Origin of the sequence: Streptomyces sp. NPDC085937 (assembly GCF_044540535.1) — a bacterium.
GTDB lineage: Bacteria > Actinomycetota > Actinomycetes > Streptomycetales > Streptomycetaceae > Streptomyces.
The window spans coordinates 661,188-683,953 of record NZ_JBITSH010000001.1 but is presented as its reverse complement, the minus strand read 5'-3'; the positions used below and the strand labels follow the sequence as shown (position 1 = coordinate 683,953).

Annotated in this window: 17 protein-coding genes; 1 reads left to right on the top strand and 16 read right to left on the bottom strand. The window is 67.9% G+C overall.

The window, feature by feature from the left end:
* Positions 1 to 251 precede the first annotated feature (251 nt).
* The 3 genes from ACIF8S_RS02910 to ACIF8S_RS02900 all read right to left on the bottom strand — a co-directional run bounded on the left by ACIF8S_RS02910 (position 252) and on the right by ACIF8S_RS02900 (position 3,596).
* Positions 252 to 1,433, bottom strand: a complete 1,182-nt coding sequence (locus ACIF8S_RS02910; protein ID WP_399996954.1) for an endo-1,4-beta-xylanase — start codon at positions 1,431 to 1,433, stop codon at positions 252 to 254.
* Positions 1,434 to 1,566: 133 nt separating this feature from the next.
* The gene (locus ACIF8S_RS02905) at positions 1,567 to 2,412 is read right to left on the bottom strand and encodes an LLM class flavin-dependent oxidoreductase (protein ID WP_399997071.1); all 846 of its coding nucleotides are present in this window, start codon (positions 2,410 to 2,412) and stop codon (positions 1,567 to 1,569) included.
* 161 nt (positions 2,413 to 2,573) lie between these two features.
* On the bottom strand, positions 2,574 to 3,596 hold the full coding sequence (locus ACIF8S_RS02900) for an aldo/keto reductase (RefSeq protein ID WP_399996953.1): 1,023 nt from the start codon (positions 3,594 to 3,596) through the stop codon (positions 2,574 to 2,576).
* A 135-nt stretch (positions 3,597 to 3,731) separates the two neighbouring features.
* Here ACIF8S_RS02900 and ACIF8S_RS02895 point away from each other — a divergent pair, with 135 nt between their 5' ends.
* Positions 3,732 to 4,355 (top strand): TetR/AcrR family transcriptional regulator, encoded by a 624-nt coding sequence (locus ACIF8S_RS02895; RefSeq protein WP_399996952.1) that lies wholly within the window; start codon positions 3,732 to 3,734, stop codon positions 4,353 to 4,355.
* A gap of 131 nt (positions 4,356 to 4,486) precedes the next feature.
* On the opposite strand, the gene ACIF8S_RS02890 is transcribed toward ACIF8S_RS02895, so the two are convergent.
* The 13 genes from ACIF8S_RS02890 to rplK all read right to left on the bottom strand — a co-directional run bounded on the left by ACIF8S_RS02890 (position 4,487) and on the right by rplK (position 22,740).
* Entirely contained in the window at positions 4,487 to 4,963 is a 477-nt protein-coding gene (locus ACIF8S_RS02890) for a hypothetical protein (RefSeq protein WP_399996951.1), read from the bottom strand.
* A 319-nt stretch (positions 4,964 to 5,282) separates the two neighbouring features.
* Positions 5,283 to 6,476 carry an elongation factor Tu gene (gene tuf, locus ACIF8S_RS02885; RefSeq protein ID WP_024883185.1) on the bottom strand — a complete coding sequence of 398 codons (1,194 nt, stop codon included), beginning with the start codon at positions 6,474 to 6,476 and terminating at the stop codon, positions 5,283 to 5,285.
* 169 nt (positions 6,477 to 6,645) lie between these two features.
* Positions 6,646 to 8,772, bottom strand: a complete 2,127-nt coding sequence (gene fusA, locus ACIF8S_RS02880) for an elongation factor G (RefSeq protein WP_399996950.1) — start codon at positions 8,770 to 8,772, stop codon at positions 6,646 to 6,648.
* Positions 8,773 to 8,811: 39 nt separating this feature from the next.
* Entirely contained in the window at positions 8,812 to 9,282 is a 471-nt protein-coding gene (gene rpsG / locus ACIF8S_RS02875; protein WP_003998848.1) for a 30S ribosomal protein S7, read from the bottom strand.
* Between the two features lie 2 nt (positions 9,283 to 9,284).
* Positions 9,285 to 9,656, bottom strand: a complete 372-nt coding sequence (gene rpsL / locus ACIF8S_RS02870) for a 30S ribosomal protein S12 (RefSeq protein WP_003948652.1) — start codon at positions 9,654 to 9,656, stop codon at positions 9,285 to 9,287.
* Between the two features lie 576 nt (positions 9,657 to 10,232).
* Positions 10,233 to 10,766 carry a DUF1707 and DUF4190 domain-containing protein gene (locus ACIF8S_RS02865; RefSeq protein WP_399996949.1) on the bottom strand — a complete coding sequence of 178 codons (534 nt, stop codon included), beginning with the start codon at positions 10,764 to 10,766 and terminating at the stop codon, positions 10,233 to 10,235.
* 170 nt (positions 10,767 to 10,936) lie between these two features.
* Positions 10,937 to 14,845 carry a DNA-directed RNA polymerase subunit beta' gene (locus ACIF8S_RS02860; RefSeq protein ID WP_399996948.1) on the bottom strand — a complete coding sequence of 1,303 codons (3,909 nt, stop codon included), beginning with the start codon at positions 14,843 to 14,845 and terminating at the stop codon, positions 10,937 to 10,939.
* A 94-nt stretch (positions 14,846 to 14,939) separates the two neighbouring features.
* Positions 14,940 to 18,425, bottom strand: a complete 3,486-nt coding sequence (gene rpoB, locus ACIF8S_RS02855; RefSeq protein WP_145829784.1) for a DNA-directed RNA polymerase subunit beta — start codon at positions 18,423 to 18,425, stop codon at positions 14,940 to 14,942.
* Positions 18,426 to 19,006: 581 nt separating this feature from the next.
* Complete coding sequence (gene rplL / locus ACIF8S_RS02850) at positions 19,007 to 19,396, bottom strand: 50S ribosomal protein L7/L12 (protein WP_399996946.1); 390 nt, start codon at positions 19,394 to 19,396, stop codon at positions 19,007 to 19,009.
* 114 nt (positions 19,397 to 19,510) lie between these two features.
* Positions 19,511 to 20,041: a 50S ribosomal protein L10 gene (gene rplJ / locus ACIF8S_RS02845; protein WP_145829782.1), complete on the bottom strand. Its 531-nt coding sequence runs from the start codon at positions 20,039 to 20,041 to the stop codon at positions 19,511 to 19,513.
* Between the two features lie 346 nt (positions 20,042 to 20,387).
* The gene (locus ACIF8S_RS02840; protein ID WP_399996945.1) at positions 20,388 to 21,329 is read right to left on the bottom strand and encodes a hypothetical protein; all 942 of its coding nucleotides are present in this window, start codon (positions 21,327 to 21,329) and stop codon (positions 20,388 to 20,390) included.
* 169 nt (positions 21,330 to 21,498) lie between these two features.
* Complete coding sequence (rplA, locus tag ACIF8S_RS02835; RefSeq protein WP_349790949.1) at positions 21,499 to 22,224, bottom strand: 50S ribosomal protein L1; 726 nt, start codon at positions 22,222 to 22,224, stop codon at positions 21,499 to 21,501.
* Between the two features lie 81 nt (positions 22,225 to 22,305).
* Positions 22,306 to 22,740 (bottom strand): 50S ribosomal protein L11, encoded by a 435-nt coding sequence (gene rplK / locus ACIF8S_RS02830; protein ID WP_024883170.1) that lies wholly within the window; start codon positions 22,738 to 22,740, stop codon positions 22,306 to 22,308.
* Positions 22,741 to 22,766 lie beyond the last annotated feature (26 nt).

Sequence of the window (22,766 nt, the reverse complement as noted above, 5' to 3'; positions counted from 1 at the left end):
GTGGTGTACGGAGTACGGATGCCCCGCACGGCGGGCCGGTGTGCGCTTCAGCGCTTCGAGGAATGCGTCACGAAGCGGGCCCACGCGGCAGGCGCGAGGGCGAGGCGGGGGCCGGCCGGGATGGGCCTTGGAGTCGCGGACGTGGACGGTGCCGGGGGCGGCTGCCGCATGGGACCGCCCCGGGCCGGTGACGGGCGACCGGGCCGGGGCGGCGGTGCGGGGCGGCGGTGCGGGGGACGTGCGGGGACCGCTCAGTGCTTGCGGTGCTTCGGGCCCTTCGGGCCGCCCTTCCCGCAGTCGTCGTGGCGGGCGTCCTTCAGGGTGTCGCGCAGGGCGTGGTACGCCGGCTTGCGGTCGAAGTCGTCCGTCATGACCGTCGCGAAGCCCTCGCCCTCGAAGAACACCGGGACCCACGAGTACTTGTCGGTGAAGCCCCAGATGGTGAAGGAGTTGCAGCCCTCGACGTCCAGGCACGCCTCCAGCGTCCGCTGGTAGTACTCGGCCTGCTGCTTCTCCTGGGCCGGGGTCGGGAGCGAGCCCTCGGGCACGTCCATGCGGACGTCCAGCTCGGTGATCGCGGTCTCCAGGCCGAGGGCGTCGAAGCGGCGCAGGTTGTCCGCCAGGTCGCCGGGGAAGCCGTACCGCGTGCTCAGGTGGCCCTGCACGGAGAAGCCGTGCACCGGCACCCGCTGCGCGCGCAAATCCTTGATCAGGGCGTAGTAGGCGTCGCTCTTCGCGTTGACGCTCTCGACGTTGAAGTCGTTGAAGAACAGCTTCGCCTTGGGGTCCGCCTGGTGCGCCCAGCGGAACGCGTCCGCGACGATCTCCGGACCGAGCTCACGGATCCAGATGTTCTCCTGCGTGCGCAGGTTGCCCTGGTCGTCGAAGATCTCGTTGGCGACGTCCCACTGCTGGATCTTGCCCTTGTACCGGCCGACCACCTTGGTGATGTGCTCGCGCAGGATCCCGCGCAGCTCCGCCTTGGTGAAGTCGCCCTCCTCCAGCCAGGCCGGGTTCTGGCTGTGCCACAGCAGCGTGTGTCCGCGCACGACCTGGTGGTTGCGGCGGGCGAACTCCACGATCGCGTCCGCCTGCTTGAAGTCGTAGCGGTCGCGCTCGGGGTGGATGTAGTCCCACTTCATCTGGTTCTCGGGCGAGACGGAGCTGAACTCCCGCCCCAGGACCTTCCGGTACTCCTTGTCGTACGTGAAGGGGTCCGGGTAGTCCTGCTCCAGGTGGTGGCCGCCGCCCGCCACGGCGGTGCCGATCACGAAACCTTCGGGGGCCGCCGCGCGGAGCCGGTCGTGCGAGGCGTGGGAGTGCGGCGGCGGCTTCGGTCCGGCCGACGGGGCGGCGGACGCGGAACCGCCAAGAAGCGGCAGGGCCAGTGCTGCGGTGGCGAGGGCCACGGTGGCGAAACGGAACGGTCTCATGCGGGGGCTCTCATTCCCGTCGTGGTTCTCGAATGTTTCGAAGCCGTATCCGAAACATTAGGGATGGCCGGACCGTACGATCCGGCCGAGCGGCGCGTCAATACCCGTGCACGGACCGGGCCTTCGGGCCGCCTCACCCCACCGACGGGCGGATCACCTCCTCCGCGACCCAGCGGGCGATGCCCTCGGGGAACGGCGCCGGCAGCCCGAGCACGATGTGCGCGAACCCCGCGTCCAGCACCTCCCCCACCGCCTCCCGTACGGCGTCGGGCCGGCCGGTGTCGACGGGGAGGTGGACCGACCGGACGATCGACGCGGGGTCGCGGCCGATGTCGGCGCAGTACCGGTCGAGCAGGGCGCTGCGGCGCAGCACGTCGTCGATGTCGCCACCCGGGACGTTCCACAGGTCGGCGTGCTCGGCGACCACGCGCAGCGTCGCGGACGAACGGCCACCGACGAGGAGGGGCGGGTGCGGGCGCTGCACCGGCTTCGGGTTGCCGAACGCCCCCGTCAACCGGTGGTGTTCGCCGGGGAAGTCGAAGGGCTTCTCCTCCGTCCAGAGCCGCTTGATCAGCACGCATGCCTCGGCGAGACTGGCCACCGCCCGCGCCGGCTCCTGGAACGGCAGGCCGTGCGCCGGATACTCACGCCACGCCTCGGGCGGATACGGGCGCGAGCCGACGCCTATGCCGAAGTCGAGCCGGCCGCCCGAGACGATGTCGACGGTCGTCGCGATCTTGGCGAGTACGGCGGGCGGCCGGAACCGGTTGCTGGTGACCATGACGCCCAGCCGCATCCGCCGGGTCTGCGCCGCGAGGGCCGCCAGCAGCGTCCAGCCCTCGAACGTCGGCCCGTCGGGGTCGCCGAAGATGGGCATGAGGTGGTCGAACAGCCAGGCGTGCTCGATCTCGGGTACCTCGTCCGCCTCGCGCCAGACGCGGACGAGGTCGTCGTAGCCGACCTGCGAGGGCGCGGTCATGATGCCGAAGCTGGGCCGCCCGGGCCGGACGGTCGGACGTGTCGTGTCGAGCGGACGAGTCGCGTCGGGCGGACGGGTCGCGTCGGGCGGACGGGTCGCGTCGGGCGGACGTGCCATGTCGGGCATGGGCGGGGGCCCCCTTACGGTTCGGGTGGTGGTGGTCAGCGACGGCGGCGCAGGGAGGCGTCGAGCAGCGCGGGCGGGGTGTCGAACTTCTCGCCGGGGGCCAGGTCGGTGCCGGGGGTGACGATCTCGTCGATCGCGTCGAGGACGTCGGCCGACAGCACCGTGTCCGCGGCGGCGAGCTGCGAGTGGAGGTGCTCCACCGTGCGGGGGCCGATGAGCGCGGCCGTCACGGCGGGGTGCGCGGTGACGAAACCGAGCGCCAGCTGGATCAGGGTGAGCCCGGCCTCGTCGGCGATCTTGCTCAGCCGCTCGACGGCGGCGTACCGGGCCTGGTTGTGCGGGAGCGAGAGGTCGAAGCGCTCCGGCAGGATCGCCGAGCGGTGGGTGGCGACCTCCTGCCCGGCGCGCACCGCCCCCGCCAGCCAGCCCGAAGCCAGCGGGCTCCACGCCAGCACGCCCATGCCGTACTCCTCCGTCACGGGCAGGACGTGGGCCTCGATGCCGCGCTGCAGGATCGAGTAGCTGGGCTGCTCGGTCACGTAGCGGCTCAGCCGGTGCTCGCGGGCGGCCCACTGCGCCTGCACGATGCGGTACGCGGGGAAGGTGGAGGAGCCGAAGTAGCGGATCTTGCCCGCCCGCTGGAGGTCGGTGAGGGCCGCCAGGGTCTCCTCGTCGCTGGTCGTCGGGTCCCAGCGGTGCATCTGGTAGAGGTCCACGTGGTCGACACCGAGGCGGCGCAGACTGTCGTCCAGGGCGGTGTGGATCCAGCGGCGGGAGCTGCCGCGGTGGTTGCGCTCCTCGCCGATCGGCATGGTCGCCTTCGTGGCCAGCACGATGTCGTCGCGGCGGCCGGCGATGGCCTTGCCGACCATCTCCTCGGACTCGCCGTCGCCGTACATGTCGGCGGTGTCGATGACGTTGACGCCGGCCTCCAGGGCCGCGTCGACGATGGCGGTGGCCTCCTCCTGCGTGGTGCGCCCGATGGCGCCGAAGTTCATGGCGCCGAGCGCGAGCGCGCTGACCTGGACGCCGGTGCGGCCGAGGGTGCGGTACTGCATGACGATCTCTCCTCCGGGGAAGGTGAAACGGAACAGCGTTCCGGTACGCGCCCAACGATACGGAACAACGTTCCGTTTTGCTAGGCGGGGAGAGAAACTGGGTATGCGGAAGCACCCTCAGGCGTGCGTGAGACCATGCGGAGGCATGCGCGAGGTGGAGGAACGGACACGGTGAAGCAGACGGGCGGCGACGCGGGCGGCACCGCGTCACGACGCAAGGACGCGCAGCGCAACAAGGAGACGCTGCTGGAGGCGGCCGCCGCGGCCTTCGTCGCGTCGGGCGTGGACGCCCCGGTGCGCGACATCGCTTCCCGGGCCGGAGTCGGCCTGGGCACCCTCTACCGGCACTTCCCCACCCGGGCGGACCTGATCATCGCCGTGTACCGGCACCAGGTCGAGGCGTGCGCCGAGGCCGGCCCGGCCCTCCTGGAGTCCGCCCCGACCCCGCACGACGCCCTGCGGCAGTGGATCGACCTGTTCGTCGACTTCCTGGTCACCAAGCACGGCCTGGCTGCCGTCCTGCGCTCCGACCAGTCGGGCTTCGAGGGCCTGCACGCGTACTTCCTCGACCGGCTCGTCCCCGTCTGCACCCAGCTGCTCGACGCCGCCTCCGCGGCCGGTGAGATCCGCGTGGACATCAGCGCCCTGACCCTCATGCGCGGTGTGGGCAACCTCTGCATCGGCGCGGAGACCGACCCGGACTACGACGCCCGCCGCCTCGCCGCCACCCTGGTCGACGGGCTCCGGCGAACGCACTGACGACCGGCGAGGGACACAGTCCCGCCTCTCCAGGAAACCGGGGTGACGGGCCCCCCTCCTGCCGGGCAACACGGTGACCGACGGCGGCGTCGGCTGCCGCCGCCGCCCGGGAAACCCGACCTGGAGACCCGTCAGCCGGCGTCCGCCCCGGCCTCCCCGTCCGACGCGAAGACCTCCGCCGTCGACGCCGCGGTGAGAGCCTTCCTGAACCACAGGCCCAGCACATCGGGATCACCACAGCCGACGACGCGCTCCCGGTCCTCCTCGGAGACCTCGACACCCCGGTGCCCCAGGAGGATCAGCAGGTCCTTCGCCCGGCTCTCCGCCCGGCCCTCCGCCCGAAGCTGCTGCGCGGTCTGCGACTGGAAGAACGAAAGGTCGACGGCCATGAGATGCCTCCACAATTCCGCGGCCTGCGTCGCGCCCAGGCCCTGTTCCGTGAGTTCGATGCAGGTGGTCGCGGTGTTCTCGTCGTCGGCCGACAAGCCCTTGAGTGCCTTGGCCAGCGCGTTCAGTATGGCACCGGCGCCCGGATCACGGCGGTGCAGCGCCGCGGACAGGACGGTGAGCGGGATGTCGCGCGCGGCTTCGTCCGGACTGTCGATCACCGGCAGGTCGTCGGGACCGAGGACGAGAGGGCGCAGGCGGAGCGAGCACCACTGCCGTGGTCCGATGAGAGCCCCGGGTCCTGCTGAAGATCCGGGGCAGGGCCTCATGGGATGAGCTGACCATGGGGCGAAACCAGGGGCGCGCTGGCATACGCCTGGCGGATATGCCGAACGATCACGCGACCGAGCGAACTCCCCGGCGCGCGTTGACGCCCAGAGCTCCCGCGTCCCGCGTCAAAACGAAGAGGCCCGCACGACCGAAGTCGTGCGGGCCCCTTCAGGTGCTCGCGGTAGGAGCTACCAGGTCAGAACAACAAGCTTACTTGTTGATCTTGGTGACCTGGCCGGCGCCCACGGTCCGGCCACCCTCACGGATGGCGAACTTCAGGCCCTCCTCCATGGCGACGGGCTGGATGAGCTCCACCTTCATCTCGGTGTTGTCACCCGGCATGACCATCTCGGTGCCCTCGGGGAGGGTCACGACGCCGGTCACGTCCGTCGTACGGAAGTAGAACTGCGGGCGGTAGTTGTTGAAGAAGGGGGTGTGACGGCCACCCTCGTCCTTCGACAGGATGTAGGCCTGGGCCTCGAACTCGGTGTGCGGGGTGACCGAACCGGGCTTGATGATGACCTGGCCGCGCTCGACGTCCTCGCGCTTGATGCCGCGGAGCAGCAGACCGACGTTCTCACCGGCCTGACCCTCGTCCAGCAGCTTCCGGAACATCTCGATACCGGTGACCGTGGTGGAGGTCTTCTCCTGCTTGATGCCGATGATGTCGACGGTCTCGTTGACCTTGAGGACACCACGCTCGATGCGGCCGGTGACGACCGTACCGCGACCGGTGATGGTGAAGACGTCCTCGATCGGCATCAGGAACGGCTTGTCGACGTCGCGCTCGGGCTCCGGGATGGACTCGTCCACGGCCTTCATGAGCTCGAGCACCGAGTTGCCCCACTCCTTGTCGCCCTCGAGGGCCTTCAGAGCGGAGACCTTGACGACCGGAACGTCGTCGCCCGGGAACTCGTACTCGGAGAGGAGCTCACGCACCTCGAGCTCGACGAGCTCCAGGATCTCCTCGTCGTCCACCATGTCGGCCTTGTTCAGGGCGACGACGATGTACGGAACGCCGACCTGGCGGGCCAGGAGCACGTGCTCCTTGGTCTGCGGCATCGGGCCGTCGGTGGCCGCGACCACGAGGATGGCGCCGTCCATCTGCGCCGCACCCGTGATCATGTTCTTGATGTAGTCCGCGTGACCGGGGCAGTCGACGTGGGCGTAGTGACGCGTCTCCGTCTGGTACTCGACGTGCGCGATGGAGATGGTGATACCGCGCTGGCGCTCTTCGGGAGCCTTGTCGATCTGGTCGAAGGCCGAGGCCTCGTTCAGGTCCGGGTACGCGTCGTGCAGCACCTTGGTAATGGCGGCCGTGAGGGTCGTCTTACCGTGGTCGATGTGACCGATGGTGCCGATGTTGACGTGCGGCTTAGTCCGCTCGAACTTCGCCTTCGCCACTGGGGTCCTCCTGTGGAGTGGTTCTGTACGCCTTACTTCATCGGCGCCAGGTGATCTTTGCTGGGAAACCCGGGCCCGGGGCATTCCGTCGTGTGACGGCGGAATGCCCACTTGCAGGCTCCGGGGTCAAGCCTAAAGCGTTGATACGGAGTCCGTTAAACGGAGCCCCTTATTCGCCCTTGGCCTTCGCGATGATCTCCTCGGCGACGTTCCGCGGAACCTCGGCGTAGGAGTCGAACTGCATGGAGTAGCTGGCACGGCCGGACGTCTTGCTGCGCAGGTCGCCGACGTAACCGAACATCTCCGAGAGGGGCACGAGACCCTTCACGACGCGGGCACCGGCCCGCTCCTCCATGGCCTGGATCTGGCCACGGCGGGAGTTGATGTCGCCGATGACCTCACCCATGTAGTCCTCGGGCGTGGTGACCTCGACGGCCATCATCGGCTCCAGGAGCACGGGCGAAGCCTTGCGCGCGGCCTCCTTGAAGGCCTGCGAACCGGCGATCTTGAACGCGAGCTCGGACGAGTCGACCTCGTGGTAGCCACCGTCGATGAGCGTGACGCGGACGCCCGTCATCTCGTAGCCGGCCAGGATGCCGAACTGCATGGCCTCCTGGGCACCGGCGTCCACCGAAGGGATGTACTCCTTCGGGATGCGGCCACCGGTCACCTTGTTCACGAACTCGTACGAGGCGTCGCCGCCCTCGATCGGCTCGATCGCGATCTGCACCTTGGCGAACTGACCGGTACCACCGGTCTGCTTCTTGTGGGTGTAGTCCACGCGCTCGACGGTCTTGCGGATCGTCTCACGGTACGCGACCTGGGGCTTGCCGACGTTGGCCTCGACCTTGAACTCACGGCGCATGCGGTCGACCAGCACCTCGAGGTGCAGCTCGCCCATACCGCCGATGATGGTCTGGCCGGTCTCCTCGTCCGAGTGGACCTGGAACGACGGGTCCTCCTCGGCGAGCCGCTGGATCGCGACGCCGAGCTTCTCCTGGTCGCCCTTCGACTTGGGCTCGATGGCGACCTGGATGACCGGCGCCGGGAAGTCCATGGACTCCAGGATGACCGGGCTCTTGTCGTCGGACAGCGTCTCACCGGTGGTGGTCTGCTTCAGGCCCATGACGGCGACGATGTCACCGGCGCCCACCGACTCGATCTCCTCACGCTTGTTGGCGTGCATGCGGTAGATCTTGCCGATGCGCTCCTTCTTGCCCTTCACGGAGTTCAGCACCTGGGTGCCGGACTCCAGACGGCCGGAGTACACGCGGACGAAGGTGAGCTTGCCGAGGTGCGGGTCGCTCATGATCTTGAACGCGAGCGCGGCGAGGGGCTCCTCGTCCGACGGCTTGCGCGCGACGACCTGCTCCGCGTCCTTGGGGTCGTGGCCCTCGATGGCCTCGACGTCCAGCGGGGAGGGCAGGTAGCGCACGACGGCGTCGAGCAGGGGCTGCACGCCCTTGTTCTTGAACGCGGTGCCGCAGAACACGGGGGTGACGGTGGTGCCGTCGCCCTTGCCGGAGGCGATGGTGATACGACGGATCGCCGCGTACAGCTGCTCCACGGAGGGCTCCTGGCCCTCGAGGTACAGCTCCATCAGCTCTTCGTCGTTCTCCGCGACGGCCTCGAGCAGCTTGCCGCGCCACTCCTCGGCGGCCTCGGTGTGCGTGGCCGGGATGTCGACGACGTCGTACATCTCGCCCTTGGCCGCCTCGGCGGACCACACGAAGGCCTTCATCGTCACGAGGTCGACGACACCCTGGAAGTCGGCCTCGGCACCGATGGGCAGCTGCATGACGAGCGGCTGCGCACCCAGGCGGTCGCTGATCATGTCGACGCAGCGGTGGAACTCGGCACCGGTGCGGTCGAGCTTGTTGACGAAGCAGATACGCGGAACGCCGTAGCGGTCCGCCTGACGCCACACGGTCTCGGACTGGGGCTCGACGCCGGCGACGCCGTCGAACACCGTCACGGCACCGTCGAGCACGCGCAGGGAACGCTCCACCTCGACGGTGAAGTCGACGTGACCCGGCGTGTCGATGATGTTGATGGTGTGGTCGACGTCTTCCAGCGGCCAGTGGCAGGTGGTGGCAGCAGAGGTGATCGTGATGCCACGCTCCTGCTCCTGCTCCATCCAGTCCATGGTGGCAGCGCCGTCGTGGACCTCACCGATCTTGTAGGAAACGCCGGTGTAGAACAGGATCCGCTCGGTGGTCGTCGTCTTGCCCGCGTCGATGTGGGCCATGATCCCGATGTTGCGGACCCTGGCCAGGTCAAGCGAAGTGGTAGCCATAAGGCTTCAGTCTTCTCTCGGTCTCGATGGGGTCTGCGACTACCAGCGGTAGTGCGCGAAGGCCTTGTTGGACTCGGCCATCTTGTGCGTGTCCTCGCGCTTCTTCACAGCGGCACCCAGGCCGTTGCTGGCGTCGAGGAGCTCGTTCAGCAGACGCTCGGTCATGGTCTTCTCGCGACGGGCGCGGGAGTAACCGACCAGCCAGCGCAGCGCCAGCGTGTTGGCACGGCCGGGCTTGACCTCGACCGGAACCTGGTAGGTGGCACCACCGACACGGCGGGACTTGACCTCGAGGGTCGGCTTGATGTTCTCAAGAGCGCGCTTCAGCGTGATGACCGGGTCGTTGCCGGTCTTCTCGCGCAGGCCCTCCATGGCGCCGTACACGATGCGCTCGGCGGTCGAGCGCTTGCCGTTCAGCAGCACCTTGTTGATCAGGGAGGTCACCAGAGGAGAACCGTAGACCGGGTCGATGATGACCGGGCGCTTCGGGGCGGGGCCCTTACGAGGCATTCTTACTTCTCCTTCTTGGCGCCGTAACGGCTGCGAGCCTGCTTGCGGTTCTTGACACCCTGGGTGTCGAGCGAGCCGCGGATGATCTTGTAGCGAACACCCGGCAGGTCCTTCACACGGCCGCCGCGCACGAGCACGATGGAGTGCTCCTGCAGGTTGTGTCCCTCACCCGGAATGTAGGCGGTGACCTCGATCCCGCTGGTCAGACGCACACGCGCGACCTTACGCAGGGCCGAGTTCGGCTTCTTCGGGGTGGTCGTGAACACACGCGTGCAGACGCCACGGCGCTGAGGGGAACCCTCGAGTGCGGGCGTCTTGTTCTTCTCGACCTTGTCCTGCCGGCCCTTCCGGACCAGCTGCTGGATCGTAGGCACTACTTCTCCGGTTTCTGTGTGCCGATGGGTACAGCTAACCTGGAACATCTCCGACCCACGCGGTCGGGTGTGTCGAATCCGGCGGACTCCCACCGCAAAGCAGAAGGAAGCGCTGAATTGCGGTGGCCGTTTCGCGGCCCCCGGTGCGGTGTGATGGCACGCACGAAGGCCAGGGCACACCCCAGGCACAAGGACTGAGCGTACCTACCTCACGGACTCCGGTCAAAACAAATGGAGCGAGCTTCGACACGCCCGACTTTTTGCGGTTCCTCCTGCCGGGTCCCGTGCATCCTCCGGCGGGGCTCCTGGATCGGTCCCGGGCCGCACGCGCCACCCGGCCGCCGGCCGGCCGTGCCGTCGCCGCAGCGGGCCCGGGAGGGGACGGAGCCGGGGCTCTGACCTGGGCGACTGTCTGCCGGTCCGGTGATGGCTGAGCACGCAGTTCCCCACGCCCCTGCGGGGGCGCGTCGCCGCGGGCCGTCGCGCCATGAGGCGGCGCGGGTGGGGTGCCGCAGCGGGCCGTGGAACGGCTGGGTACGCGCCGTACGTCGGTCGGCACGCCGCCCGTCGATGCCGTCAGGTCGAGGTCGCCATCACGGCCAGGAGTCCGAACAGCCCCAGGAAGATCAGCCAGCCGGCCACCGACAGCCAGCCCAGCACCAGCCCGGTGAGCGCGAGACCGTCACCGCTCTCCCCGGTGCGGCGTATCTCCGACTGCGCCATGTGCCCGAGGATGACGGCCGGCAGCCCCGTGAGGCCGCCGGTGGCCACGCACAGCACCCCGCAGACCATGGAGGCGAGCGCCTTGCCGTTGGTCCGGGGCTGCGGCCGGGGCAGGAACGTCGGCGGCACCGGACCCTGGGGGGTCGTCAGCGGCTGGGGCATCGGGCCCTGCGGCAGATCGGCCACCAGCAGCGACAGTTCGGCCACCGTACGGGCGGAGTAGGCGCGCGCCACCCGCTTCTCGAACTCCGGGTGGTCCAGCCGGCCCTCCCCGTACCCGGCGCGCAGGACGTCCACCGCCCGCTCGCGGTCGGCGTGGGAGGCCAGCATCGACGGGGCACCGGGTCCCTGCAGGGGGTTGCCCTGCCACGGAGTCGGATACGACACGGCTGCCTCCCCAGGGCCGGGACGGACACGTCCCAGTATGAGTTTTCACCCTCTTGAACGCACCGCACGGGGCGTTCGGTTCCACGGAGGCCCCCGCCGCGCGTGATGCGGACACGCCGAAGGGCGGCCACCCCGCACGGGGTGACCGCCCTTCGGTTCAGGCGACTCGCTTACTGGTTGTACGGACCGTAGTCGTAGTCCTCCAGCGGAACGGCCTGGCCGGAGCCGGTGCCGAACGGCGAGTAGTCGATGTCGTCGTAGCCGACGGCCGAGTACATCGCGGCCTTGGCCTCCTCGGTCGGCTCGACCCGGATGTTGCGGTAGCGGGACAGACCCGTACCGGCCGGGATGAGCTTACCGATGATGACGTTCTCCTTGAGGCCGATGAGGCTGTCGGACTTGGCGTTGATCGCCGCGTCCGTCAGCACCCGGGTCGTCTCCTGGAAGGAGGCGGCCGACAGCCAGGACTCCGTCGCCAGCGAGGCCTTGGTGATACCCATCAGCTGCGGACGACCGGAGGCGGGGTGACCGCCCTCCTGGACCACACGACGGTTCTCCTGCTCGAACTTCGAGCGTTCGACCAGCTCGCCGGGCAGCAGCTCCGCGTCGCCCGACTCGATGATCGTCACCCGGCGCAGCATCTGCCGGATGATGATCTCGATGTGCTTGTCGTGGATCGACACACCCTGCGAGTTGTAGACCTTCTGGACCTCGCCGACCAGGTGGACCTGGACGGCACGCTGACCCAGGATGCGCAGCACGTCGTGCGGGTTGGTGGCACCCACGGTGAGCTGCTGGCCCACCTCGACGTGCTCGCCCTCGGAGACCAGGACCTTGGCGCGCTTCGAGATCGGGAACGCCGTCTCGTCGCTGCCGTCGTCCGGAGTGACGACGAGCTTCTTCGTCTTCTCCGTCTCCTCGATCCGCACGCGGCCGGAGGCCTCGGAGATCGGGGCGACACCCTTCGGGGTACGGGCCTCGAAGAGCTCGACGACACGCGGCAGACCCTGGGTGATGTCGTCACCGGCCACACCACCGGTGTGGAAGGTACGCATCGTCAGCTGGGTGCCGGGCTCACCGATGGACTGGGCGGCGATGATGCCGACCGCCTCACCGATGTCGACCAGCTTGCCGGTGGCCAGCGAACGGCCGTAGCACATCGCGCAGGTGCCGACGGCGGACTCGCAGGTCAGGACCGAACGGGTCTTGACCTCCTCGACGCCGCGGGAGACGAGCTCCTCGATGAGGACGTCGCCCAGGTCGGTGCCGGCCGGGGCCAGCACCTGACCGTCGACGACGATGTCCTCGGCGAGGCAGCGCGCGTACACGGACGTCTCGACGTCCTCGGCCTTGCGCAGCACGCCGTCCGCGTCGCGGCCCGCGATCTTGAGGCGCAGACCGCGGTCGGTGCCGCAGTCCTCCTCGCGGATGATGACGTCCTGGGAGACGTCGACCAGACGACGGGTGAGGTAACCCGAGTCGGCGGTACGCAGAGCGGTGTCCGCCAGACCCTTACGGGCACCGTGCGTGGAGATGAAGTACTCCAGCACGGACAGGCCCTCACGGAACGACGCCTTGATCGGACGCGGAATCGTCTCGTTCTTCGCGTTCGACACCAGACCACGCATACCGGCGATCTGACGCATCTGCATCATGTTGCCTCGTGCACCCGAGTTCACCATCATGAAGATCGGGTTGGTCTTCGGGAAGTTGTCGTTCATCGCCTCGGCGACCTCGTTGGTCGCCTTGGTCCAGATCGCGATGAGCTCCTGCGTGCGCTCGTCCTTGGTGATCAGACCGCGCTCGTACTGCTTCTGGACCTTCTCGTCCTGCGCCTCGTAGCCCTTGACGATCTCCTTCTTCGCCTCGGGAACGACGACGTCGGAGATGGCCACGGTGACACCGGAACGGGTCGCCCAGTAGAAGCCGGACGCCTTCAGGTTGTCGAGCGTCGCCGCCACGATGACCTTCGGGTAGCGCTCGGCGAGGTCGTTGACGATCTCGGAGAGCTGCTTCTTGCCGACCTCGTAGTCGACGAACGGGTAGTCCTCGGGCAGCAGCTCGTTGAAGAGCGCGCGGCCCAGGGTGGTGTTCAGGCGGAACGGGTCGCCCTGCTGCCACTCGGCGGCCTCGGCCTCGCCGTCCTCGCCCACCGGCGGGGTCCAGCCGCGCGGCGGGATGGTGCCGACCGGGAAGCGGATGTCGATCTTCGACTGGAGCGACAGCTCGCCCGCGTCGAAGGCCATGATCGCCTCCGCGACCGAGGCGAAGGAACGGCCCTCGCCCTTGAGGTCGCGCATCTCGCCGTCGGTGGTGAGGAAGAACAGACCGAGGACCATGTCCTGGGTCGGCATCGTCACCGGGCGGCCGTCGGCCGGCTTGAGGATGTTGTTCGAGGACAGCATCAGGATGCGGGCCTCGGCCTGCGCCTCCGCGGACAGCGGCAGGTGCACGGCCATCTGGTCACCGTCGAAGTCCGCGTTGAACGCGGTGCAGACGAGCGGGTGGATCTGGATGGCCTTGCCCTCGACCAGCTGCGGCTCGAAGGCCTGGATGCCGAGGCGGTGCAGCGTGGGCGCACGGTTCAGCAGAACCGGGTGCTCCGCGATGACCTCTTCCAGCACGTCGTACACGACCGTGCGGCCGCGCTCGACCATGCGCTTGGCCGACTTGATGTTCTGCGCGTGGTTCAGGTCGACCAGGCGCTTCATCACGAACGGCTTGAACAGCTCCAGCGCCATCGCCTTCGGCAGACCGCACTGGTGCAGCTTCAGCTGCGGACCGACGACGATCACGGAGCGCGCGGAGTAGTCCACACGCTTGCCGAGCAGGTTCTGACGGAAGCGGCCCTGCTTGCCCTTGAGCATGTCGGACAGCGACTTCAGCGGACGGTTGCCGGGGCCCGTCACCGGGCGGCCACGACGGCCGTTGTCGAAGAGCGCGTCCACGGCCTCCTGGAGCATGCGCTTCTCGTTGTTCACGATGATCTCGGGCGCGCCGAGGTCGAGAAGCCGCTTCAGGCGGTTGTTGCGGTTGATGACACGGCGGTACAGGTCGTTCAGGTCGGAGGTCGCGAAGCGGCCACCGTCCAGCTGCACCATCGGACGCAGGTCCGGCGGGATGACCGGGACGCAGTCCAGGACCATGCCCTTGGGGCTGTTGGAGGTCTGCAGGAACGCGGAGACGACCTTCAGCCGCTTCAGGGCGCGGGTCTTCTTCTGGCCCTTGCCGGTGCGGATGATCTCGCGGAGCTTCTCGGCCTCCTCGTCGAGGTCGAAGGACTCCAGGCGCTTCTGCAGCGCCGCGGCACCCATCGAACCGTCGAAGTACGTGCCGAAGCGGTCACGCAGCTCGCGGTAGAGCAGCTCGTCGCCCTCGAGGTCCTGGACCTTGAGGTTCTTGAACCGGTTCCACACCTCGTCGAGGCGGTCGATCTCGCGCTGCGCACGGTCGCGCAGCTGCTTCATCTCGCGCTCGGCACCCTCGCGCACCTTGCGGCGCACGTCGGCCTTGGCGCCCTCGGCCTCCAGCTCGGCCAGGTCGGTCTCGAGCTTCTTGGCGCGGGCCTCCAGGTCGGCGTCCCGGCGGTTCTCGATCTGCTGACGCTCGACGGAGACGTGGGCCTCCAGCGACGGCAGGTCGCGGGTGCGGCGCTCCTCGTCCACGTACGTGATCATGTACGCGGCGAAGTAGATGACCTTCTCGAGGTCCTTGGGAGCCAGGTCGAGCAGGTAGCCCAGGCGGCTCGGGACACCCTTGAAGTACCAGATGTGCGTGACGGGCGCGGCGAGCTCGATGTGGCCCATCCGCTCACGGCGCACCTTGGCGCGCGTGACCTCGACGCCACAACGCTCACAGATGATGCCCTTGAAGCGGACGCGCTTGTACTTGCCGCAGTAGCACTCCCAGTCCCGGGTCGGACCGAAGATCTTCTCGCAGAAGAGTCCGTCCTTCTCGGGCTTGAGGGTGCGGTAGTTGATGGTCTCGGGCTTCTTGACCTCGCCGTGGCTCCACTGACGGATGTCGTCAGCGGTGGCCAGACCGATCCGGAGCTCGTCGAAGAAGTTGACGTCGAGCACTATGCGTCAATCCCTCTCAGGGTTGTAAGTCATGGGGTCTGAAACGGGGGTCCTGGGGCCGGCGGCCTTCACGGGGAAGGCCGCCGGACTCCCGTCAGACCTCTTCGACGCTGCTCGGCTCGCGCCGGGACAGGTCGATGCCAAGCTCCTCCGCTGCGCGGAAGACGTCCTCGTCGGTGTCGCGCATCTCGATGGACATGCCGTCCGAGGACAGCACCTCCACGTTCAGGCACAGGGACTGCATCTCCTTGATGAGGACCTTGAAGGACTCGGGGATGCCGGGCTCGGGGATGTTCTCGCCCTTGACGATGGCCTCGTAGACCTTCACGCGGCCGGTGACGTCGTCGGACTTGATGGTCAGCAGCTCCTGGAGCGCGTAGGCGGCCCCGTACGCCTCGAGTGCCCACACCTCCATCTCGCCGAACCGCTGGCCACCGAACTGAGCCTTACCACCCAGCGGCTGCTGGGTGATCATGGAGTACGGACCGGTCGACCGGGCGTGCAGCTTGTCGTCGACCAGGTGGTGGAGCTTCAGGATGTACATGTAACCGACCGAGATCGGCTCGGGGAACGGCTCACCGGAGCGGCCGTCGTACAGCCGCGCCTTACCGGTCGGGAGCACCATGCGCTCGCCGTCGCGGTTCGGGATGGTGTGCTGCAGCAGACCCGCGAGCTCGTCCTCACGCGCACCGTCGAAGACCGGGGTGGCGACGTTGGTGCCGGGCTCGACCTTGTCGGCGCCGATGACCTGAAGCCGCTCGGCCCACTCCTCGGCGAGACCGGAGACGTCCCAGCCGCGGCTGGCGAGCCAGCCGAGGTGGATCTCCAGCACCTGTCCCGGGTTCATTCGGGACGGCACACCGAGCGGGTTGAGGATGATGTCGACCGGGGTCCCGTCCTCGAGGAACGGCATGTCCTCGATGGGCAGGATCTTGGAGATGACGCCCTTGTTGCCGTGGCGGCCGGCGAGCTTGTCACCGTCGGTGATCTTGCGCTTCTGCGCGACGTAGACGCGCACCAGCTGGTTCACACCGGGGGGAAGCTCGTCGCCCTCCTCGCGGTCGAAGACGCGGACGCCGATGACCTTGCCGATCTCGCCGTGCGGCACCTTCAGCGAGGTGTCACGGACCTCACGAGCCTTCTCACCGAAGATCGCGCGGAGCAGGCGCTCCTCCGGGGTCAGCTCGGTCTCACCCTTGGGCGTGACCTTGCCGACGAGGATGTCACCGGCGACGACCTCGGCACCGATACGGATGATGCCGCGCTCGTCGAGGTCGGCGAGGACCTCCTCGGAGACGTTCGGGATGTCCCGGGTGATCTCCTCGGGGCCGAGCTTGGTGTCACGGGCGTCGACCTCGTGCTCCTCGATGTGGATCGAGGAGAGGACGTCGTCCTGCACGAGGCGCTGCGACAGGATGATCGCGTCCTCGTAGTTGTGACCCTCCCACGGCATGAACGCGACCAGCAGGTTCTTGCCGAGCGCCATCTCGCCGTTCTCGGTGGCCGGGCCGTCGGCGAGGACCTGGCCCTCGACGATCCGGTCGCCCTCGGAGACGATGACCTTCTGGTTGACCGAGGTGCCCTGGTTGGAGCGGGAGAACTTGGCCAGGCGGTACGTGATGTACGTGCCGTCGTCGTTGGTCGTGGTGATGTAGTCCGCGGAGACCTCCTGGACCACACCCGCCTTCTCCGCCTTGACCACGTCACCGGCGTCGACGGCGGAGCGGTACTCCATGCCGGTGCCGACGAGCGGGGCCTCGGACTTGATCAGCGGCACGGCCTGCCGCATCATGTTCGCGCCCATCAGGGCACGGTTGGCGTCGTCGTGCTCGAGGAACGGGATCATGGCGGTCGCGACCGACACCATCTGGCGCGGCGAGACGTCCATGTAGTCGACCTCGTCGCCGGGGACGTAGTCGACCTCGCCGCCGCGGCGGCGGACCAGGATGCGGTTCTCGACGAAGCGCATGTCGTCGCTCAGCGGCGCGTTGGCCTGGGCGATGACGAAGCGGTCCTCCTCGTCGGCGGTCAGGTAGTCCACCTCGTCGGTGACCTGGCCGTCGACGACCTTGCGGTACGGCGTCTCGATGAAGCCGAACGGGTTGATCCGCCCGTAGGAGGCGAGCGAACCGATCAGACCGATGTTCGGGCCTTCCGGCGTCTCGATCGGGCACATGCGGCCGTAGTGCGAGGGGTGCACGTCACGGACCTCGAAGCCGGCCCGCTCACGGGAGAGACCACCCGGGCCGAGGGCGTTCAGACGACGCTTGTGCGTCAGCCCCGACAGCGGGTTGTTCTGGTCCATGAACTGCGACAGCTGGCTGGTGCCGAAGAACTCCTTGATGGAGGCGACGACCGGCCGGATGTTGATCAGGGTCTGCGGCGTGATCGCCTCGACGTCCTGGGTGGTCATGCGCTCGCGCACGACGCGCTCCATACGGGCGAGACCCGTACGGACCTGGTTCTGGATCAGCTCGCCGACGTTACGGATGCGGCGGTTGCCGAAGTGGTCGATGTCGTCGGTCTCGACGATGATCGAGCGGCCCGACTCGCCGACCGTCTCGGTCTCACCGGCGTGCAGCTTCACCAGGTACTTGATCGTGGCGATGATGTCGTCGGTGGTGAGCACGCCGGCGTCGAGCGGCTGGTCGCCACCGAGCTTCTTGTTGACCTTGTAGCGGCCGACCTTGGCCAGGTCGTAGCGCTTGGGGTTGAAGTAGAGGTTCTCGAGCAGCGTCTGCGCGGCCTCACGGGTGGGGGGCTCGCCCGGACGCAGCTTGCGGTAGATGTCGAGCAGCGCGTCGTCCTGGCCCTGGGTGTGGTCCTTCTCCAGGGTGGCGCGCATGGACTCGTACTCGCCGAACTCCTCGAGGATCTGCTCGGTGGTCCAGCCGAGTGCCTTCAGGAGGACGGTGACGGACTGCTTGCGCTTGCGGTCGATGCGCACACCGACCATGTCGCGCTTGTCGATCTCCATCTCCAGCCAGGCACCCCGGGAGGGGATGATCTTGGCGGAGAAGATGTCCTTGTCGGACGTCTTGTCGATGGAGGAGTCGAAGTAGACGCCGGGCGAGCGCACCAGCTGGGACACCACGACACGCTCGGTGCCGTTGATGACGAAGGTGCCCTTGTTCGTCATGAGCGGGAAGTCGCCCATGAAGACGGTCTGGGACTTGATCTCGCCGGTCTCGTTGTTGGTGAACTCGGCCGTGACGAAGAGCGGGGCGGCGTACGTGAAGTCGCGGTCCTTGCACTCGTCGATGGAGTTCTTCGGCGGCTCGAAGCGGTGGTCGCGGAAGGTCAGCGACATCGACCCGGAGAAGTCCTCGATCGGGGAGATCTCTTCGAAGATCTCCTCCAGACCGGACTTGGTGGGGACGTCGTGCCCGTTCTCGAGAGCCTCCTCGACGCGAGCCTTCCAGGCGTCGTTGCCGAGCAGCCAGTCAAAGCTCTCGGTCTGCAGCGCGAGAAGGTTCGGAACCTCGAGGGGCTCCTTGATCTTTGCAAAGGAGATGCGCAGCGGGGCGGTGCTGGCGCCGTTGTTCGTATTCGCGGTCGAGGCGTTGCGCGAGGCGGCCAAGAGGGGGTCCTTCCGAGGGCTCGGACTCACTACGCGCGTACCGGCCCCCCACTGGGCGCGGGGACGGACATTCCAGGTCGGAAAGGATCCGGTCGTCCGTGCTCGAGTGAGGGCATGCCCCTGGTGACGGGCAGGGGACAGCTAACAGGCAGCGCAAAGGGACAGTGTAGCCACTTGGCACACTGATGTCCAGTGCGGTGTACGAGACCGGTTGGAGGCCCTCGTTGTACTCAACTCCTGCGGCAAGGCGCTGCCCTCAACGCACCGTGATACTGCCCTCTTTGCCGTCGATCCATGCCTCGGATTCGGATCCTTGTGACGACGCGTCCTGAGAATTGCGCGCTGCGTGCGGTTCGTCAAGGGCCCCCCTTGTTCGAACCGCCGCCGTCCGGCTCATCTCCGCGGCCCCTCGGAGGCACAACGAAGATCACCATACCCCCCGCCGTCCCGGGTGCAAGGCAGTCGCCGCCGACCCCCCGGAACGCCGAAGAGCGACCACCCGGATGGATGATCGCTCCTCGGCGCTTGAGCGTTACACGCCCCGTGGGACGCGTACCGGATCCTGTCGGACCCGGAAGGTGTTACTTGACCTCGACGGAGGCGCCGGCGGCCTTGAGGGACTCGGCAGCCTTGTCCGCGGCCTCCTTGTTGACCTTCTCCAGGACCGGCTTCGGGGTGCCGTCCACGAGGTCCTTGGCCTCCTTCAGACCCAGGGAGGTCAGCTCACGCACGACCTTGATGACCTGGATCTTCTTGTCGCCGGCGCCGGTGAGGACGACGTCGAACTCGTCCTTCTCCTCGGCGGCCTCGGCGGCGGCGCCACCAGCGGCACCACCGGCGACGACGACCGGCGCGGCGGCGGCGGCGGTGACGTCGAACTTCTCCTCGAAGGCCTTCACGAACTCGGAGAGCTCGATGAGGGTCATCTCCTCGAACTGCGCGAGCAGGTCTTCCTGGCTGAGCTTCGCCATGATGGCGGTCCTTCCACTAAATCGGCAGGTGCCGGATGTACGGGGTGAGGCGGGCGTACGTCAGGCCCGCATCGACCCTCACCTCAGGCGGCGAGGATCGGAAAGCGAGCCGAATTACTCGGCACCGCCCTGCTCGTCCTGCTTGGCACGGAGCGCGTCCACGGTGCGGACGAGCTTCGAGGGCAGCGCCTGGAAGACGGAGGCAGCCTGGGACTGCTTCGCCTTGAAGGCACCGGCCAGCTTGGAGAGCAGAACCTCGCGGGACTCGAGGTCCGCAAGCTTCTTGATCTCGTCGGCGGACAGCGCCTTGCCGTCAAGGACACCGCCCTTGATGACGAGATTCGGGTTTTCCTTGGCGAAGTCACGAAGACCCTTCGCCGACTCCACCGGGTCACCGGTGACGAAGGCGACCGCCGTCGGGCCAGCGAAGAGCTGGTCGTCGAGCGTGATCCCGGCCTCGTTGGCCGCAATCTTGGTCAGCGTGTTCTTCACCACGGCGTACTGGGCGTTCTCACCGAGCGAACGGCGCAGCGTCTTGAGCTGCGCCACGGTGAGACCGCGGTACTCGGTCAGCACGGCGGCGTTGGAGCTGCGGAACTTGTCCGTCAGCTCGGCAACCGCGGCAGCCTTGTCGGGCCTCGCCATAGAGCCTCGGCCTCCTTCCGGGTGATTCGGACCGCGCGGACCCGAAGGAGGTCTGGGGAAAACGAAACGCCCCGGGCGCAGGCGCACGGGGCGAAGCTCAACCGGTTCTCCGCGCCTTGCGGCGGCGGTCTCCCGGGAACTCATCCAATGTCACCTGCGCGGGTCGTCCGCAGTTCAGCGGATCCTTCGGCCACCGCGCCCTCGTACGAGCGCACGGCAACGACCAGCGGTCTTTGGCTTCGGTGGAAGAGTACGTGAACGGATCGGCGTCAGGCAAATCGGCCGATCGGCTCCCGGCGCACTCCTGGGCGCCGGGAGCCGACGGCTCACAAGCCGGTCCGGGGGACTAGGAAGCCGCCCCCGCGCCCAGCGACTCCAGCTCCTTCATCAGCTCCATGAAGTCGAAGGTCTCGCCCGCGGCCGGCGCCTTGACCTCGGCCTTGGCGCCGTAGTCGGAGTAGTGGGCGGTCATCTTCATCGTGCCCTCGGCCATGGTCATGCCGACGACCATCTTGGCCGGGTAGTTGTCCTCGTTGACCCAGACCTCGGTGTCGTAGCCCTTCAGGCCCGTCTTCTTCATGTTGTCGACGAGCTGCTGACGCTCCGCCTTGGTGAACAGGCCGTCGAGCGCCTTGTTGGTGTCGAGCATCTCCTCGACGGTCAGCCTGCCCTTGTAGTGCTGCGTCTCGACGCCGTCGACCTTGTCCGGGCCCACGTGCTTCAGGCTGGGCGAGCCCAGCAGCATGGCGAGCTGCTGCGCCGGGTCCTGGTTCATGTTCTCCAGGCCGCCGGTCATCTGCTTCTGGACCTCCGGGTCGCCGGTCGCGTCGGCGAGGGCCTTGAAGTCCATCTTCATCCAGCGCTTGCCGTCCATCTGGGCGGCCTGCTCGGTACCCATGTCCATGTACATGGCGCCGTCCAGCATGATCATGCGCACCTGCTGGGGTCCGTCCGGTGCGCCCGCGGCGAGGGCGGAGCCCTTCATGGTGACGTCCATGACCGCCGGGTCCCACCCCTGGACCCCGGACATCTCCATGGTGCCGCCGCCGTCCAGCCCGGCCGGCATGGTCATCGTCATCCGGACCTTCGAGGACTTCGCCTCGGAGGTCTTCTTGAAGGCGGCCTGGAGGACTTCCGTGGCCTCGTTCTGCGTCTGCGCCTTGGAGCCGGACGAGCCCGCGGCCTTCTTGCTCCCGCCCTCGTCACCGTCCTGGCACCCCGCGAGGCCCACGACGACCGCTGCGGCCGTCAGACTGACACCCGCGCGCTTCCATGCGGCCATGGCCATGAATACCCACCCCTGATGTTTCGCCGTGCTTCGTGTGTGATTCCTGTGCACGGTATCCCACCGCACCGACACAGGCGTACGAAAAAACCCGCCCCCACGCCCGAGTTGGGCGTGAGGAACGGGTTCTTCGATGCGTGCGCACACCGGCCTGCCGGCCGGCTCACCCGGCTCAGACGGCGGCCGGGTCCTCCTCGACGAGGAGGTTGCGGGTGCGGTTCGGGTCGAGCGGAATGCCGGGGCCCATCGTGGTGCTGAGCGCGGCCTTCTTGATGTAGCGACCCTTGGCGGCGGACGGCTTCAGACGGAGGATCTCCTCCAGGGCCGCGCCGTAGTTCTCCACCAGCTTGGTGTCGTCGAACGACGTCTTGCCGATGATGAAGTGCAGGTTCGCGTGCTTGTCGACACGGAACTCGATCTTGCCGCCCTTGATGTCGTTGACGGCCTTGGTGACGTCCGGGGTCACGGTGCCGGTCTTCGGGTTCGGCATCAGACCACGGGGACCGAGCACGCGGCCGAGGCGGCCGACCTTGCCCATGAGGTCCGGGGTGGCGACGACGGCGTCGAAGTCCAGACGGCCCTTCGACACCTCGTCGATCAGCTCGTCGGCGCCGACGATGTCGGCGCCCGCGGCACGTGCGGCCTCGGCACGGTCACCGGTCGCGAAGACCAGGACCCGGGCGGTCTTACCGGTGCCGTGCGGGAGGTTCACGGTGCCACGGACCATCTGGTCGGCCTTGCGCGGGTCGACACCCAGACGGAAGGCGACCTCGACGGTGCCGTCGAACTTGGTCGTGGACGTCTCCTTGGCGAGACGGACGGCCTCGAGCGGGGCGTACTGCTTCTCCCGGTCGATCTTGGCGTCCGCAGCGCGGAGAGACTTGCTGCGCTTGCTCACTGAAAGCTCCTGTGCGTTCGAGGAGTTGTGGTCCGGGCCGAGCCGGCCCTGCCACTACTGCTTGGCTTACGGGGGTGGAGGTCAGCCCTCGACCGTGATGCCCATGGAACGGGCGGTGCCGGCGATGATCTTCGACGCGGCGTCCAGGTCGTTGGCGTTGAGGTCGGGCATCTTGGTCGTGGCGATCTCACGGACCTGGTCGGCGGTGATCTTCGCGACCTTGGTCTTGTGCGGCTCGCCGGAGCCCTTCTCCACGCCCGCGGCCTTGAGGATCATCTTCGCGGCCGGCGGGGTCTTGGTGATGAAGGTGAAGGAGCGGTCCTCGTAGACCGTGATCTCCACCGGGATGACCCAGCCACGCTGCGACTCGGTCGCGGCGTTGTAGGCCTTGCAGAACTCCATGATGTTGACGCCGTGCTGGCCCAGCGCGGGGCCGACCGGCGGGGCCGGGTTCGCGGCACCGGCCTGGATCTGGAGCTTGATGAGCCCCGTGACCTTCTTCTTCTTGGGAGGCATGGCTCTCCGGGTCCTTTCGATTCGGG

Bases quoted from the DNA above. Each gene is read 5' to 3' on its own strand.
- ACIF8S_RS02900 (WP_399996953.1), bottom strand. From the start codon at position 3,596: ATGCAGTACCGCACCCTCGGCCGCACCGGCGTCCAGGTCAGCGCGCTC.
- ACIF8S_RS02840 (WP_399996945.1), bottom strand. From the start codon at position 21,329: ATGGCCATGGCCGCATGGAAGCGCGCGGGTGTCAGTCTGACGGCCGCA.
- rplK (WP_024883170.1), bottom strand. From the start codon at position 22,740: ATGCCTCCCAAGAAGAAGAAGGTCACGGGGCTCATCAAGCTCCAGATC.
- rpsG (WP_003998848.1), bottom strand. From the start codon at position 9,282: ATGCCTCGTAAGGGCCCCGCCCCGAAGCGCCCGGTCATCATCGACCCG.
- ACIF8S_RS02905 (WP_399997071.1), bottom strand. From the start codon at position 2,412: ATGACCGCGCCCTCGCAGGTCGGCTACGACGACCTCGTCCGCGTCTGG.
- rplL (WP_399996946.1), bottom strand. From the start codon at position 19,396: ATGGCGAAGCTCAGCCAGGAAGACCTGCTCGCGCAGTTCGAGGAGATG.
- ACIF8S_RS02910 (WP_399996954.1), bottom strand. From the start codon at position 1,433: ATGAGACCGTTCCGTTTCGCCACCGTGGCCCTCGCCACCGCAGCACTG.
- ACIF8S_RS02895 (WP_399996952.1), top strand. From the start codon at position 3,732: ATGCGGAGGCATGCGCGAGGTGGAGGAACGGACACGGTGAAGCAGACG.
- fusA (WP_399996950.1), bottom strand. From the start codon at position 8,772: ATGGCTACCACTTCGCTTGACCTGGCCAGGGTCCGCAACATCGGGATC.
- rplJ (WP_145829782.1), bottom strand. From the start codon at position 20,041: ATGGCGAGGCCCGACAAGGCTGCCGCGGTTGCCGAGCTGACGGACAAG.